The organism is Janthinobacterium breve (genome assembly GCF_051380895.1).
Classification (GTDB): domain Bacteria; phylum Pseudomonadota; class Gammaproteobacteria; order Burkholderiales; family Burkholderiaceae_D; genus Janthinobacterium.
The window spans coordinates 159,980-173,850 of the sequence record NZ_JBNYXY010000011.1 but is presented as its reverse complement, the minus strand read 5'-3'; the positions used below and the strand labels follow the sequence as shown (position 1 = coordinate 173,850).

At 56.2% G+C, this 13,871-nt stretch carries 9 protein-coding genes and 1 pseudogene; 4 read left to right on the top strand and 6 right to left on the bottom strand.

The genetic code is table 11. The annotated features are described in order from the left end of the window. The first annotated feature begins 139 nt into the window (after window positions 1-139). Window positions 140-2,626: a hybrid sensor histidine kinase/response regulator gene (locus ACQ4W0_RS22925; protein ID WP_436578840.1), complete on the top strand. Its 2,487-nt coding sequence runs from the start codon at window positions 140-142 to the stop codon at window positions 2,624-2,626. A gap of 196 nt (window positions 2,627-2,822) precedes the next feature. Here ACQ4W0_RS22925 and ACQ4W0_RS22920 read toward each other — a convergent pair whose 3' ends face one another. From ACQ4W0_RS22920 to ACQ4W0_RS22900, 5 genes are all read right to left on the bottom strand, one after another. Continuing rightward, window positions 2,823-4,046 carry a cyclic di-GMP phosphodiesterase gene (locus ACQ4W0_RS22920; RefSeq protein ID WP_436578839.1) on the bottom strand — a complete coding sequence of 408 codons (1,224 nt, stop codon included), beginning with the start codon at window positions 4,044-4,046 and terminating at the stop codon, window positions 2,823-2,825. 199 nt (window positions 4,047-4,245) lie between these two features. Next, on the bottom strand, window positions 4,246-4,626 hold the full coding sequence (locus ACQ4W0_RS22915) for a response regulator (RefSeq protein WP_436578838.1): 381 nt from the start codon (window positions 4,624-4,626) through the stop codon (window positions 4,246-4,248). 373 nt (window positions 4,627-4,999) lie between these two features. Then, window positions 5,000-5,173: a transposase gene (locus tag ACQ4W0_RS22910; protein WP_436578837.1), complete on the bottom strand. Its 174-nt coding sequence runs from the start codon at window positions 5,171-5,173 to the stop codon at window positions 5,000-5,002. Between the two features lie 334 nt (window positions 5,174-5,507). After that, window positions 5,508-6,164, bottom strand: coding sequence for a response regulator (locus ACQ4W0_RS22905; protein ID WP_436578836.1), 657 nt, complete (start codon window positions 6,162-6,164; stop codon window positions 5,508-5,510). Next, a complete protein-coding gene (locus ACQ4W0_RS22900) occupies window positions 6,161-8,479 on the bottom strand; it encodes a PAS domain S-box protein (RefSeq protein ID WP_436578835.1) in 2,319 nt (772 codons plus the stop codon). The genes ACQ4W0_RS22905 and ACQ4W0_RS22900 overlap by 4 nt, the downstream gene beginning before the upstream one ends. A 272-nt stretch (window positions 8,480-8,751) precedes the next feature. Here ACQ4W0_RS22900 and ACQ4W0_RS22895 point away from each other — a divergent pair, with 272 nt between their 5' ends. From ACQ4W0_RS22895 to ACQ4W0_RS22885, 3 genes and pseudogenes are all read left to right on the top strand, one after another. Continuing rightward, window positions 8,752-9,228 carry a chemotaxis protein CheW gene (locus tag ACQ4W0_RS22895; protein WP_436578834.1) on the top strand — a complete coding sequence of 159 codons (477 nt, stop codon included), beginning with the start codon at window positions 8,752-8,754 and terminating at the stop codon, window positions 9,226-9,228. A gap of 35 nt (window positions 9,229-9,263) precedes the next feature. Beyond that, on the top strand, window positions 9,264-10,967 hold the full coding sequence (locus tag ACQ4W0_RS22890; protein WP_436578833.1) for a methyl-accepting chemotaxis protein: 1,704 nt from the start codon (window positions 9,264-9,266) through the stop codon (window positions 10,965-10,967). 66 nt (window positions 10,968-11,033) lie between these two features. Further along, window positions 11,034-11,468 (top strand): annotated as a pseudogene (locus ACQ4W0_RS22885) (Tn3 family transposase). Window positions 11,469-11,891: 423 nt separating this feature from the next. Here the strand turns inward: ACQ4W0_RS22885 and glmS are convergent. Beyond that, window positions 11,892-13,721, bottom strand: coding sequence for a glutamine--fructose-6-phosphate transaminase (isomerizing) (gene glmS / locus ACQ4W0_RS22880; protein ID WP_436578832.1), 1,830 nt, complete (start codon window positions 13,719-13,721; stop codon window positions 11,892-11,894). Window positions 13,722-13,871: the final 150 nt, after the last annotated feature.

The following is a 13,871-nucleotide window of genomic DNA, read 5'->3' as shown; positions in this document are numbered from 1 at the left end:
AAATGAACCCGATTCCGCTCCGGATAATACGATTCCATTTGACTTTCGCGCGAAAAATCGGAGTCGCTGTCAGATACTGGCAAAATGCATGGACATCAGCGGTTCAAATTCTGTCTGCAGCTTCCACTCTTAGCCAATCATGCCTGCCAAAACCAGCTCGAGCCACATTGCAAGTTTTCTAGCGGTTTTCCTTGTGCTCACCGTGTTGGTTGCGCTCGGTTCGTCGATCTGGTTTTCACGCGCACGATCAATCGAGGAATGGCGCGCGCACCTTGACAACCTGTCACTGGTGTTGGCCGAGCAGACGTCGCAAGAGATCAGTTCGGCCTTCTTGGTACTTGAAAGCATCGCCGAAAGCGTGCGTGCGAACAATGTTGTGAACGCTTCCGAACTGCGCGAGAAAATGGGTTCGCTGGCTCACTTTAACAGCATGCGCGACAAGACGCGCGGCCTGCCACAGGTCGACGTGGTCACCATCGTGGCCGCTAATGGCGACGTCATCAACTTCACCCGCTCCCACCCGGCGCCGGCGATCAATCTGGCCGACCGCGATTATTTCCAGGCCCATCTCAAGCAGCCGAAACTTGGTGTGTACATCAGCAGGCCGGTGCGCAACAAGGGCAATGGCCAGTGGACGTTTTACCTCAGCCAGCGCCTGAACGGCCCGAAGGGCGAATTCATTGGCCTGGCGCTGGTCGGCTTTTCGAGCACGTTCCTGAGCAATTTCTACAGCAAGATCAATCTGGGCAGCGGTGCCACGGTCAGCCTGTACCGGCGCGACTTCATCCTGCTGGCACGCTGGCCGCACACCGACTTATTGATGGGTAAACCTAACATGAGCGGGTCGTCGTATCAGGTAATCGAGCAGATGAAGAAGTCGCACGACGTGGTGCAGACCGCCTCGCCGCGGTTTAAGGCCGATGGCAACAAAGTCGGGCGGCTGGGCGCGGTGCGCCTGATCGACAATTATCCGCTGATCATCAACGTCACAGTCACCGACGAACTATACTTGGCCCAGTGGCGCCATTTCGCCATCGTCCTGTCGGTGGTCGGCGGCTTCGCCGCGTTTGCGATGGCGGCCGCGTTCATCATGCTGATCCGTTTGCTCACGCGGCGCGAGCGCAGCATGGAAGAGACGCGGGCGCTAAAAACGGTGGCCGAAGCGGCAAATCGCGCCAAGTCGGAATTTTTGGCCATGATGAGCCACGAGATCCGCACCCCGCTGACGGCCATCATCGGCTTCGCCGAAATGATGGTCAAGCCGCAGACGGCGGGCGCGAGCAGCAACACCGGCGCGGTAATCCTGCGCAACGGGCAGCACCTGCTGCACATTATCAACGACATCCTCGACATTTCCAAGATCGAGGCAGGGCGCCTTTATATCGAGCACCTCGCGTTCTCGCCGCTCGAACTGGTGCAGGGGGTGCACGCGATGATGGGAGCGCAGGCGGCCAGCAAGGGTATCGGCTTCGGCATAAAGGTCGAATACCCATTCCCAGCGCTGGTGATGGGCGATCCGACGCGCTGGAAGCAAATCTTGTTCAATTTGTGCAGTAACGCTATCAAATTTACTGAGCTCGGCCAGGTCAAGCTAACACTATGGTATGACCCGCTGTCCGGCAAGCTTACCTGCAATGTCGTCGATTCCGGCATCGGCATCTCCGATGCCCACCGTGAGCAGCTGTTTCAGCCGTTTTCTCAGGCCGACAGCACGGTGGCGCGCAAGTACGGTGGCACCGGCTTGGGGCTGCACTTGGTTAGGCAGCTGGCCGCCAAGATGGGCGGCAGCGTGGTCGTCTCCAGCGAACTCGGGCATGGATCGGTGTTTGAAGTGGCCATTGACGCCCAGCTCGCCACGGCCAGTACGTGGCTCAACGAGGCGCCACCTCTGCTCGACACTGCGCGCCAAGCCCATGCGTCCGATCTGCGCTTGCACGGCCATGTGTTGGTGGCCGAAGACGGACCCGACAACCGTGTGCTGATCGGCGCGTATCTGGACAGTATTGGCGTCAGCTACGAGGTGGCCGAAAACGGTGCCCAGGCGATCGAACTGGCGCTCGTCGGCGGTTTCGACCTGATCTTGATGGACATGCAGATGCCGGTGATGGACGGCACCCAGGCTACCGAGGTGCTGCGCGTGGCCGGGTTCGGCCGACCGATCGTCGCCCTGACCGCGAACGTGATGGCGGACGACGTCGAGCGCTACCGCGCGGCCGGCTGCAACGAGTGTCTCGGCAAGCCGATCGACTTTGGCGCGCTGAGTCAAATGCTGGCGCGCTTACTCGCGCAGGATGTCCCATCCAAGGCGGCCGCCAATCAGTTCGAGCAAATCGACGGATACTCTGCCTTACGCGCTACGTTTGAGGCGAGGCTGGCGCCGCAGCTGGTGCAGCTGGCGCGGGATGTTGGCACGCAAGCCTGGAGCGAGGTCGCCGACTTGGCACACCAGTTGAAGGGATCCGCTGGCTCGTTCGGCTACCCCGGTTTGACACTGTGCGCCGGCGAGCTCGAGCGGGCGGCGCGGCGCGGCGACGCGCACGAGGCGGGTGCCGCGCTGTCACAACTGCTCGGGCTTGACGAACTAAATTTACTGAACGTAAGGGGCTCCCCCGATGTCCAGCAATGAGTGTAACGGCTTGCATTTCAAACCGACCGTGCTTGCAACGCTACGTGAATGCGCGCTTCACTTCCACAATCGATCGTGCGGTCCAGTTATAGAACGTTGTCTCCCATGCCATCGTGTGAGCATTTTTTGCTGTCGAGAACCTGGCGTCGGATGAATTGATGCATCGTTTCGGCAGCGCGCTGGCTAACAAAAAATCTCACAATACGGTAGGGTGCTTGATCCAATACCTTCTGGTATCGCCGACGCCCCATTTTGCGGCATCTTCACGTCCGAGTATCTTGTCTTTGACGGCCGGCTCAGCAAGATTGACTAGTTCCGGCACCAGTAAGGTTTTGGAATTGGTGCAGAAAAATACACACACAGTCGGGGCGATCAGGGACTTTCCCAAGCCGTGGTCAGCGATCACCGCAAGGCGACCAGACTGCATCTTGACTACGGTACCTACCGGGTAAATCCCCATGCATTTGATGAAAGCGCCTAAGATATCTGGGTCGAAATGCCCGTTACACCATTCCATCATTTTGCTCAAGGAAGTAGCTGGACACCAGCCGGACTTGTATGGGCGATCGGAAGTAATCGCATCGTAGACATCGCAAATGGCGCCCATGCGCGCGGCCACGCTGATCGCGTCGCCGGCCAGGCCCGCCGGGTAACCGGTTCCGTTCATCTTTTCGTGATGGTGCAGGCAGACGTCAAGCACTACTTCGCTCACGTCGTTGCCCGCTAATAACAGCCGGTGCCCTGCTTCCGGATGATCCTTGATGGCCGTGAATTCGTCTTGGGTCAGGTCCCCCGGTTTGTTCAGGATGTCTTGCGGAACCAGCATCTTGCCGATATCGTGCATGAGTCCGGCCAGCCCGAGCTCGCGGACCTGCGCGTCGGGCATCTTCAGCTGACGAGCCAGCGCAATCATCAGCGCGCATACCGCCACCGAATGCATATAGGTATATTCGTCGGCATGTTTGAGCCGAACCAAGCCGACTAAGGCATCCGGGTTGCGCATGACCGACATGGCGATTTCGTCAACGAGGGGCCGCACTTGTTCGGCGGCGACCGCATTTCCCATGCGCGCTTCATGAAACATGGAACTGACCGCAGTTTTTGATTCGGTCAAGAGCTGCGCGGCGCGCTCGAGTTCGGTCGCCATCGACGTCGGTACGACCGGCGGATAACGAAACGGAACCGCTTTGGATAGCGTCGCCTTTGCCGTTGCCGCGCCGGCTGACGGCGCGAGCGCGATGTCGACGCCCCGGCTCGGGTCGATCACCAATTCGACAATGTTACTTGCTATGATCCTGGCCAGTTTATCTGGCGTGTCCACCAGCAAAGAAAGAGACCAGAAGGGACTCTTCAGCCAAGGCATGCAGAAATCCTCAACGTACATGCCAACTCTCAATTCGGATATATCGATCTTTTTCATATATTTTCCATGCTAAAAATCGCCGCTGACACGCACGGTGGTGGCACAGCGCCGCCATGCGCATTAACTTGCATTGCTCATCTGCCACTTCAACCAAAGCATTATTCTGCACAATTTTCATACGAATGACGACTCGCCATTGGCCAGCAGTATGTGGCCGGGTGGTCAACCGGTGGGTTGCCGGCAACCTGCTTCATTGCTAGCTCCTGTTATCGAATTTGTCCAGAATATCGAAGACCTTTACCATACTGTACGGTTTAACAATAAAGCCGTGCGCACCCGCACTGATGGCCGACAGCACGTTGGGCAGTCCGCTATGTCCGCTGACTATGACCCACATACAATGCGGTAGTAAGGGGCGACAGGCGCTTAGTACGTCGAGGCCGCTCATGCCAGGCATTTCCAGGTCCAGCAGAGCCAAGTCGAACGGCTCCTTCACGTCCGCCAATAATCCATAGGCCTGCGTGCCATTACTGGCATGAACGATATCGCGATAGCCACGCTGGTGCAATATCGAAACAAGTAACTCGCGCATCTGCGCATCATCGTCTGCGATCATGATGCGTGGTGGCGCGTTCATCTGCACCCCACGCCGCTCGCGGCTAGGCTCTGCTGGCCAGCCATCAGCGCCCCTAACACGTGTTGCGCCGTTAAAGTTTCGCCCCCGCGCACGGTCGCTTCAACAAGGTCGCTTTTGGTCATGAGATCACCAGAGGTTCGAACCCAAATTTCATGTATGTCGGATATGTATCTCATCATATATATGAGCATGGTATAGACATCAGGGACGTTTTAACAGGGCGTTGAAAAAAGAGCACAGTCTTTCGGGTTTTGTCGCCCGAAATGCAAATTTTTCAGGCTGGAACCAGCTTGCCGCTTAAAAACCGGTTTTCAGCTACTTTTTAGGCGGTTTTTTGGTGCTTTTTAACACTTTCAGATTTCACTGGACGGAGTTATCCCACCATCTCCGAAAAACGCCAGCCAAAGATGGTCGCCATGCGTGTCAGGTTGTAGGCGGCGAAGGTGAACGTGGTCTGTGCGCGCACCTTTACCAGGCCGACAAAGCGTGCATTGCGCAGCCCACCGATGGTTTTATTCCAACCGAATATCCGTTTCTTGATGATCACAGCGTTGCTGGCATGGCGCGTGGTCCGCCCATCGATGGCGCTGTGTTTGGTGAAGCAAGCCGATATAGCGTTTACCTAGCAACACCAAGTTCTTCGCAAAGCGCGGCCATCTTTGTTCCCTATTAGACCACGAGCGCTCTCGCCAAGAGTTGTCCTTCCAATACTGATCTATGTTTTTCATAGCCCCAACGGTATCTAGTCTACGTCGTAGGGCATGCTGCCGTCACTGCGCATCTATTATCAATGAAGTTTCCACATGGAATCAAGAATTACTCTTAGGAGCAACGAGAATTTTTCTCGTCCTACCCGACATGGGCCACCTATGACGCGTCCGTTAGCCCCCAGCGTCCACCATCCCGTTTTTAACGGCGAGCAGTACCAAGCTGACGACGTCACGCACACCGAGTCGTTCCATCAGTTGGGATCGATGCGCCGCCACGGTCTTCTCGCTCAAGTCGAGTTCAAAAGCAATCTCCTTCGTGCTTTTTCGGGTGACAATCAATTTAAGGATTTGCAATTGCCGGGCCGTCAGGGATTGAAATTGCCTCATCTCGCTTGCCGGGGCCAGGACAAATCGCTCGATCATTTTGGTCGATACAGCCGGACTCAAATACTTGGTGTGGCGTACAATTGCATCGAGTGCGATCTCCAGTTCCGCCGGTGCCGATTCCTTCAACAAATAGGCGGATGCACCTTGCCGCAGCGCTTCCGTCACCATTTCCTCGGACGCATGCATACTAAGAATGATAGTGGCCACTTGCGGGAACTGCTGCTTGAGCACGCGTATCAGGTCGAGTCCGTTATGCTTGCCCATCGTGATGTCGGTTATCACGATATCGGGAATCTGTCGGGCCACGCCGCGCATGGCTTCATCAGGATCGGATGCCTCGGCGATCACAGAATAATTGTCTAGCTGATCAATCAGGCTGCGAATGCCAGCGCGCACCAGTACGTGATCGTCAACGAGTAGGATGGTCGTCTTTGGCATCATCTCGCTTCCAACGGGATAGCAACGATGACGCGGGTGCCGCCGTTGGCCGACGATTCAACATTAAAAGTACCACCTAGCAGTTCAACTCGCTCATGCATACCGCGCAGACCACCGCGACTGCCATCGGCTCGCTGTACTTGGAGTCCTGCGACACGGGAAAAGCCAACGCCATTGTCGCGAATTATCAACTCAAGTTCGCGGCCAGATTCGCCGCCGTTCACTTCAACCACCACGCAGGTGGCTTCGGCATGTCGCACGACGTTGGTGATGCTCTCCTGCACGATACGATAGACCGCGATTTCGATGGGTGGCGCGAGCTTAGCCGGCAAGCCCGCATACTCGAAAATATAGCCACAGTCACCGGTCGCAAATTGGCGCTTCAACAACTGCTCCAGTGCAGGTTCAAGGCCTAGGTAATCGAGCGAGGGCGGTCGCAGCGATACCGAAATGACCCGAATCTGCGCAATCAAGGTGAGCACGGCCGCGTCAGCTACCGTCCAGGCCTCGTGCGCATCTGGCTCGGACAGGAAGCGGCGCAGATGGTGTAGATTAATCTTTAAAAGCGCCAGGCGCTGGCCCAGTTCGTCGTGTAATTCGCGCGCCAAGCTAATTCGTTCCTGTTCCTGGGCATGCAATAGCTGGCTTGACATTTTTTCTAGGTTGGCGTTCAGACTTAGAATTTTCGTGGCGGATTTTCTTTGCTCGGTAATGTCCTCGCCAATACTTGCGGTGCCGATCACCTTGCCATTGTGATCATGTAGCACCGAACTGTTCCAGCAGATTAGGCGCCGTTCACCGTTTTCCCTGAGGATTTCATCTTCATAGCGTAGCGTTGTAGGACTGTTTGACAGCAAGTCGAGAAAGTGCTTCCTTGCCTCAGCATGATCGGCTGCCATGAAGATGGAGAACCAATCGCCGCCGATGACGGCATCGAGCCGCCGGCTGGTTAGACGCAGTAACGCTTCATTGCAGAATGTGACCTTGCCCTCGAGGTCGAGCATCACCGATAGTAAGCTAGTGTTGTTTAACAACTCGTGGAAGCGGTGTTCGCTCTCGCGCAAATCATGCACCGCCTCTCTGCTTTCCGTAATGTCCTGTGCCACTCCCGAAATACGGGTGACAATGCCGTCGGCGTCCAGGATCGAGAACACCATCATGAAAATCCAGCGCACTTTCTGATCCGGGCGTACGATTTGAAAGAAACAATCAAAGCGTGCGTTAGAGCTATTACGATGCTTTGTGTAGGCAGCGGCAATACGTGCACATTCATCCGGCAACATTGCGCTGGTCCATGAATTGGGATCGGCATACAAGGTGGCGCAGCTGCGCCCAAAGATTTCTTCATAGGCGGAACTGATATAAAGGACACTCCAGGTTGTGGCATCAACAAGAAAAAAGACATCGCGGATGTTATCGGCCATTTGTCGGAACTGGGCTTCGCTCTCGCGCAACAATTGTTCGGCGAGGTACGTCTGGGTCACCTCCATATGCATGACGACCGCGCCTTCTGCACCGTCGCCAAGGGGCGACACCGTCATCATGAACCAGCGCTGCTGTTGCTCAGTATGGCAAGGGTATTCAATGGAAAAATTGTGCTCCGCGCCACTTAACACCAATCTTATGCCGCGCGCCACTTCTTCGCTGCGATTCTCTGGAAACAAACCGGCAGCTTCACATACTGTGAGATAGTTGCTGTTAATACCAAAATTATACGTTGCGGCCATCCCGTTGAGATCGGCAAAGGTCCGCCAAGCCTGGTTCACAGAGACTACAATGCCCTGAAGGTCGAGCAAGGCGACGGTGAAAGGCAGCGCATCGAGAACGTCAACTTGAAGCGCTTCGACGGCGGTAAGCCCCCGCGCGCTCTCGGGCTCCAGCGCAACCGTCTCAACGTACAGGGGGAGCGACGCCCCAGTTAAACGCAACAGATTGCGCACCCGGAGGCGTAGTTCTTCAGCCTCGAGCGGATGCATCAAGAAAACGTCGGCGCCCGCTTTCAGCGCGTCCAAGGGCGCGCTAGAATCTATATGGGAGCTCACCACCAACACGGGAATTTTTACGGTTGCCAGATTAGCCTTGAGCGATCGCACCCAGGCATAGCCATTGGCTTCGCCTGAGGACAAATCTAGGATGATTAACCTGGGGGGGCACAAGGAGATAGCCGCCGCGGCGGCATCCATATCAGCCACCACGACTACGCAAAAGCCATCCTCACGCAAGACCGATTCAATCGACACAGCCGTGCCGCTGCTGCGCTTACCAAGCAGCAGCAGCGGCTGCGGATCGATGTCGGCGAGTGGATGCGGGTCTAACATCGCCGCGTCACTGTAAAAGCGTCATCATGTTCATGCATGCATTGTGCATCATTTTCTTGCTAATCGGCGCTGGACTGGACGTTTCCGCATAGCAACTTTGCTTAAACAAGGAATTTTCTTGTTGCTCCTAGGGAAATCCCCCAACTTGCAAAGTGCGTTCTTCGCTATCCTCGCTCTCTTGTACCAAAACGCGACTTTACCGCCGAACTCCCACGGCGACCAGGCAGACGCAATTCGCGTTCCTTGCCGTTACTACCCGACAAGGTCTCAAAATGCAAGTAGCCCAAGACATCAACAGCGCGGCTGCATTTTTAGCTTTCACGATGGGCCAAGAAGAATACGGACTTGACATCATTAAAGTTCAGGAAATTCGCGGCTACGTGGCTGTTACGCGATTAGCAAATGCCCCTGATTATTTAAAAGGGGTCATCAATTTGCGTAGGGTGATCGTGCCGGTCATCGATATGCGTATCAAGCTCGGCCTAGGTCCGCCCGTCTACGACCAGTTCACCATCGTGATCGTACTCAACATCAAGGGCAACGTGATGGGCATGGTAGTTGACAGTGTATCGGACGTAACGACGCTCACGCTTGAGCAGATACGACCCGCACCAACGTTCGGCAACGCGATTGATACCGGCTATCTGATCGGTTTGGGCACGGTAGACCAGCGCATGCTTATTCTGGTCGATATCGAAAAATTGATGACGAGCGATGACATCAGCGTGATCCACAAGCTCGCCGCGTAAAAATGTATTTCCTATCCACGTAACAGGAGACACCGATGTTTATACAACTCACCGTGCGCGCGCGCTTGCTGACCGGATTCTTGCTGGTCGCTTTTCTGGGCGCGCTTGTCGCGGTCATTGGCATCGTCAACATGACCAAAATGAACCAGTTGGCCGAGCGTGCTTATGCGCAGAACTTGCTGGGTATTTCGGCGTCCAAGCAAGTTAACATCAACCTGATATATATCGGGCGCGCCGTGCGCAATCAGTTACTTGCCCGTACCCCGGAAGAGCGTGTCCAGTTCGGAATAGCGACCGACGACGCCAGGAAAACCTTGGGAGAAAGACTCGGTGTGGCCCGCCCCTTGTTTACGGCTGACGCAGCGAAAGCCATGTTCCGCGAGCTCGACATAGGACTGAGGGAATATGATGCGATTCGCGCGCAAATAAATATATTACTTCAGAACGATAGCCCAGAGGGAAAAAGTGCCGCGGTCGACCTGCTGTTCGGTCAGCTTTCTCAGAACGCAAAATTTCTCGACGAAAAACTGACGGAAATTGCAAGTCAAAAGGAGAATATTTCAGCTGCTCAAGCCCTTGAGGCCGGCCGAGTCTATCAGCAAAGCCGCATGCTCATGATCATATTTGTTCTGTGCAGCCTTGGCGTCAGCATTGCCATTGCCTTGTGGATCACCCAAAGCCTTAGCCGGCAACTCGGTGGCGAACCGAGCTACGCGGTGGATGTCGCCGGCACCATTGCTGCCGGCGAACTGTCCCGGGCGGTCGAGCTACGTAGTGGCGACAAGGACAGCCTGCTGTTCGCCATGGAAGTGATGCGTGCTTCGTTGGTCACGATCGTTGAGGAAGTACGCACCGGAACCGATACCATTGCCACGGCGTCGAATCATATCGCGGCCGGCAACCTGGACCTGTCGTCGCGCACCGAGGAGCAGGCAAGCGCGCTGGAAGAGACAGCCTCGTCGATGGAAGAACTTACCAGCACCGTTAAACAGAACGCCGACAATGCTCGCCAAGCTAACGTGCTGGCGGTGTCGGCTGCGGAGGTGGCGGTGCGCGGCGGCGCGGTCGTAGCAGAAGTGGTCGACACGATGGCCTCGATTAACGCATCATCACGCAAAATCGTCGACATTATTGGCGTCATCGACGGCATCGCATTCCAGACCAACATCTTGGCCTTGAATGCCGCAGTGGAAGCGGCGCGCGCTGGTGAACAAGGCCGCGGCTTTGCGGTCGTTGCATCCGAAGTGCGCAACCTGGCGCAGCGCTCGGCCGCAGCGGCCAAGGAGATCAAGCTTCTAATCACCGACTCAGTCGACAAGGTCGATGCCGGCGGCAAGCTTGTCGACCAGGCAGGTGTGACCATGGCTGAGATTGTGCATTCAATCACGCGCGTGACCGATATGATGTCTGAAATCGCCTCGGCCAGCATAGAGCAAACCCTGGGTATCGAGCAGATCAATTCCGCAATTTCGCAAATGGATGAAGTTACCCAGCAGAATGCGGCGCTGGTCGAAGAAGCGGCAGCGGCAGCGGGCTCGCTGCAGGAGCAAGCTTCAGCACTGGCCGAGGTGGTCAGCATCTTCAAGGTTGGGCAGGAAGCGTTGGGCAAGGACAGGGTTCCGCTGCGGCAGATTGCCACCACGGCCGCTTCTGTCAAGTTAGCACCGCGATTGGTCACAACAAAAGCCGTAGCTGTACGCCAAGTGCCGTTGGTTGCCAACGGTGCCATTGCCAACTGAGAACAGCTTTAAATATGGTTTCTAATTTCTAATATAATTGCTTAAATTTTAACATTATATGGCTATATGAAAGGCATCGTTTTCAATTTTCTTGAGCAAGCCGTTAGCACGGAATTCGGCGAGGAAACTTGGAACAAGCTGCTTCTGGAACGAAACGTGCTTCGCTCCCAGAACCGCATCGAGTCCTACCACCAGCTACGCTCGACCATCGCGCACGTCGGCGGGGAAAAGGAATTATTCGGTCGCGCCGACATCGAAATTGAGATCAGCAACCAATGCGTCAGGCTGATCGCCTATGCGATCATCTATTACAACTCTGCCATCTTGTCGCAGCTGCTGACGAAGTACGAGGCGAGTGGCAACGCCAAGGCCGTTGAGCTAATCTTCCAGCTATCGCCGGCAGCCTGAAGGCATATTCTGCTCAACGGGCACTACACTTTCCAGAGCGGCGACAAGTTAATCGACTTGACCACACTCCTAGACGGGCTGGAGTTGAGGTAACGGGAACTTCGGCGATTCCGGCTTACAACCCCACAGTGCGCGGCAACGCTGGGCCAGCCACGCATTGAGTTCGGCGAAGGAAGTGAACCGCAGGGTCTGCGCCTTGATTCAGATGCGCCTGCGGCTATTTGCACGTAACAGCGACAGCTTATCGCGCAGGAGCATCCTTCGGACCTTGCCTAACATTTCCTTGGTGATCACCTATTATTTATCCCGCCTAATAATTAGGCAGGAGTGGTAGAACACCTGAGTCAATTTTCGGTCGACGCCAACAACTTGACCACTTGGGCCGACTCGGCGGCTCTGGGTCTCGAATTCGCCCAATTTTCTTGTGTCAAACTTTTTTACGTTGTGTCAAACTTTTTTACGTTGTGTCAAACATTTTTATTTATCGACAGTGGCCAGGGGCAGCACCCGGCCTGCTTACTCCACCGTCACCGACTTCGCCAGATTGCGTGGCTTGTCCACATCCGTGCCCCGCGCCAGCGCCGTGTGATACGCCAGCAATTGCAGCGCGACCACGTGCAGGATCGGCGACAAGTCGCCGTAGTGCTCGGGCAGGCGGATGACGTGCAAGCCTTCGCCGGAGCTGATGCGCGAATCGACGTCGGCGAAGACGTACAGCTGGCCACCGCGGGCGCGTACTTCCTGCATGTTCGATTTCAGCTTTTCGATCAGGGCGTCGTTAGGCGCGATGGTGACGACGGGCATTTCATTCGTCACCAGGGCCAGCGGGCCGTGTTTCAGCTCGCCGGCCGGATACGCTTCGGCGTGGATGTAGGAAATTTCCTTCAGTTTCAAGGCGCCTTCCAGGGCGATCGGGTAGTGCATGCCGCGGCCCAGGAAGAGGGCGTTTTCCTTGCGTGCAAATTCCTCGGACCAGGCGATGATTTGCGGTTCCAGCGCCAGCACGGACGCGATGGCGACGGGCAGGTGGCGCATGGCTTTCAGGTGCGCCGCTTCCTGCTCTTCGCTCAAGCGGCCATTGACTTGCGCCAGGCACAGGGTCAGCAGGAACAGGCCCGCCAGCTGCGTCGTAAACGCTTTCGTTGACGCCACGCCCACTTCCACGCCGGCGCGCGTGATGTAGGCCAGCGCGCATTCGCGCACCATGGCGCTGGTGGCCACGTTGCAGATGGTCAAGGTATGCAGCATGCCCAGGCTGCGCGCATGTTTCAGGGCGGCCAGGGTGTCGGCCGTCTCGCCGCTTTGCGAGATGGTGACAACCAGGGTGTTCGGGTGCGGCACGCTGTCGCGGTAGCGGTATTCGCTGGCCACTTCAACGCTGACGGGCACCTTGGCGATCGACTCGATCCAGTATTTGGCCGTCATGCCCGCATACGAGCTGGTGCCGCAGGCGAGGATCAGGACGCGGTCGATCTGCTTGAAGATGGCATAGGCATTGTCGCCGAACAATTCCGGCATGATGCCCGTCACGCCTTCGAGCGTGTCGCCGATGGCGCGCGGCTGTTCAAAAATTTCCTTCTGCATGTAGTGGCGGTACGGACCCAGCTCGGCCGCACCCGTATGCGCATGCACGGTTTTCACTTCGCGCTCGACGGGCTTGCCATCAACGTCAACGATCCAGCAGCGCGACAGTTGCAGGTCGACCACGTCGCCTTCTTCCAGGTAGATGATCTGGTCCGTCGTGCCGGCAAGCGCCATGGCGTCGGACGCCACAAAATTTTCACCATTGCCCAGGCCGACGATCAGGGGCGAGCCCTGGCGCGCGGCCACCACGCGGTGCGGCTCGTCGCGGCAGAAGACGGCGATCGCATATGCGCCATCGAGGCGCTTCACGGCCTGCTGCACGGTCTCAAATAAATCGCCGTTGTACATGTGCTCGACCAGATGGGCGATCACTTCCGTATCCGTCTGGCTCTGGAAGACGTAACCCAAGGCCGTCAGTTCGGCGCGCAGTTCGTCATGGTTTTCGATGATGCCGTTATGCACCAGCGCCACGCGGGCGTTCTCTTCCGTTGGGGAAAAGTGCGGGTGGGCATTGAAGGACACAGGGGCGCCATGCGTGGCCCAGCGCGTGTGGGCGATGCCCGTAAAACCGCTCAAGCCTTCTTCGGCGATCTGCTTTTCCAGCTCGGCCACGCGCGAAGTGGAGCGCGAACGCTGCAAACGGCCATCGGCGTGCAGGGCGATGCCGCAGGAATCGTAGCCGCGGTATTCCAGGCGCTTCAAGCCTTCGAGCAGGATGGGAGTGATATTACGTTGCGCTACCGCGCCGACGATGCCGCACATGGAAACCTCTGTCTAAGTTAATCAATGCATGCATGCTAATGCAGAGTGCATGAAATATGCTTTCTAAATCAGTATATTTTTGACTGAATATTTCACCACTATTTTGCTATGAAATATTATTTCATTTAAACTCGATATATTTTTCAATTC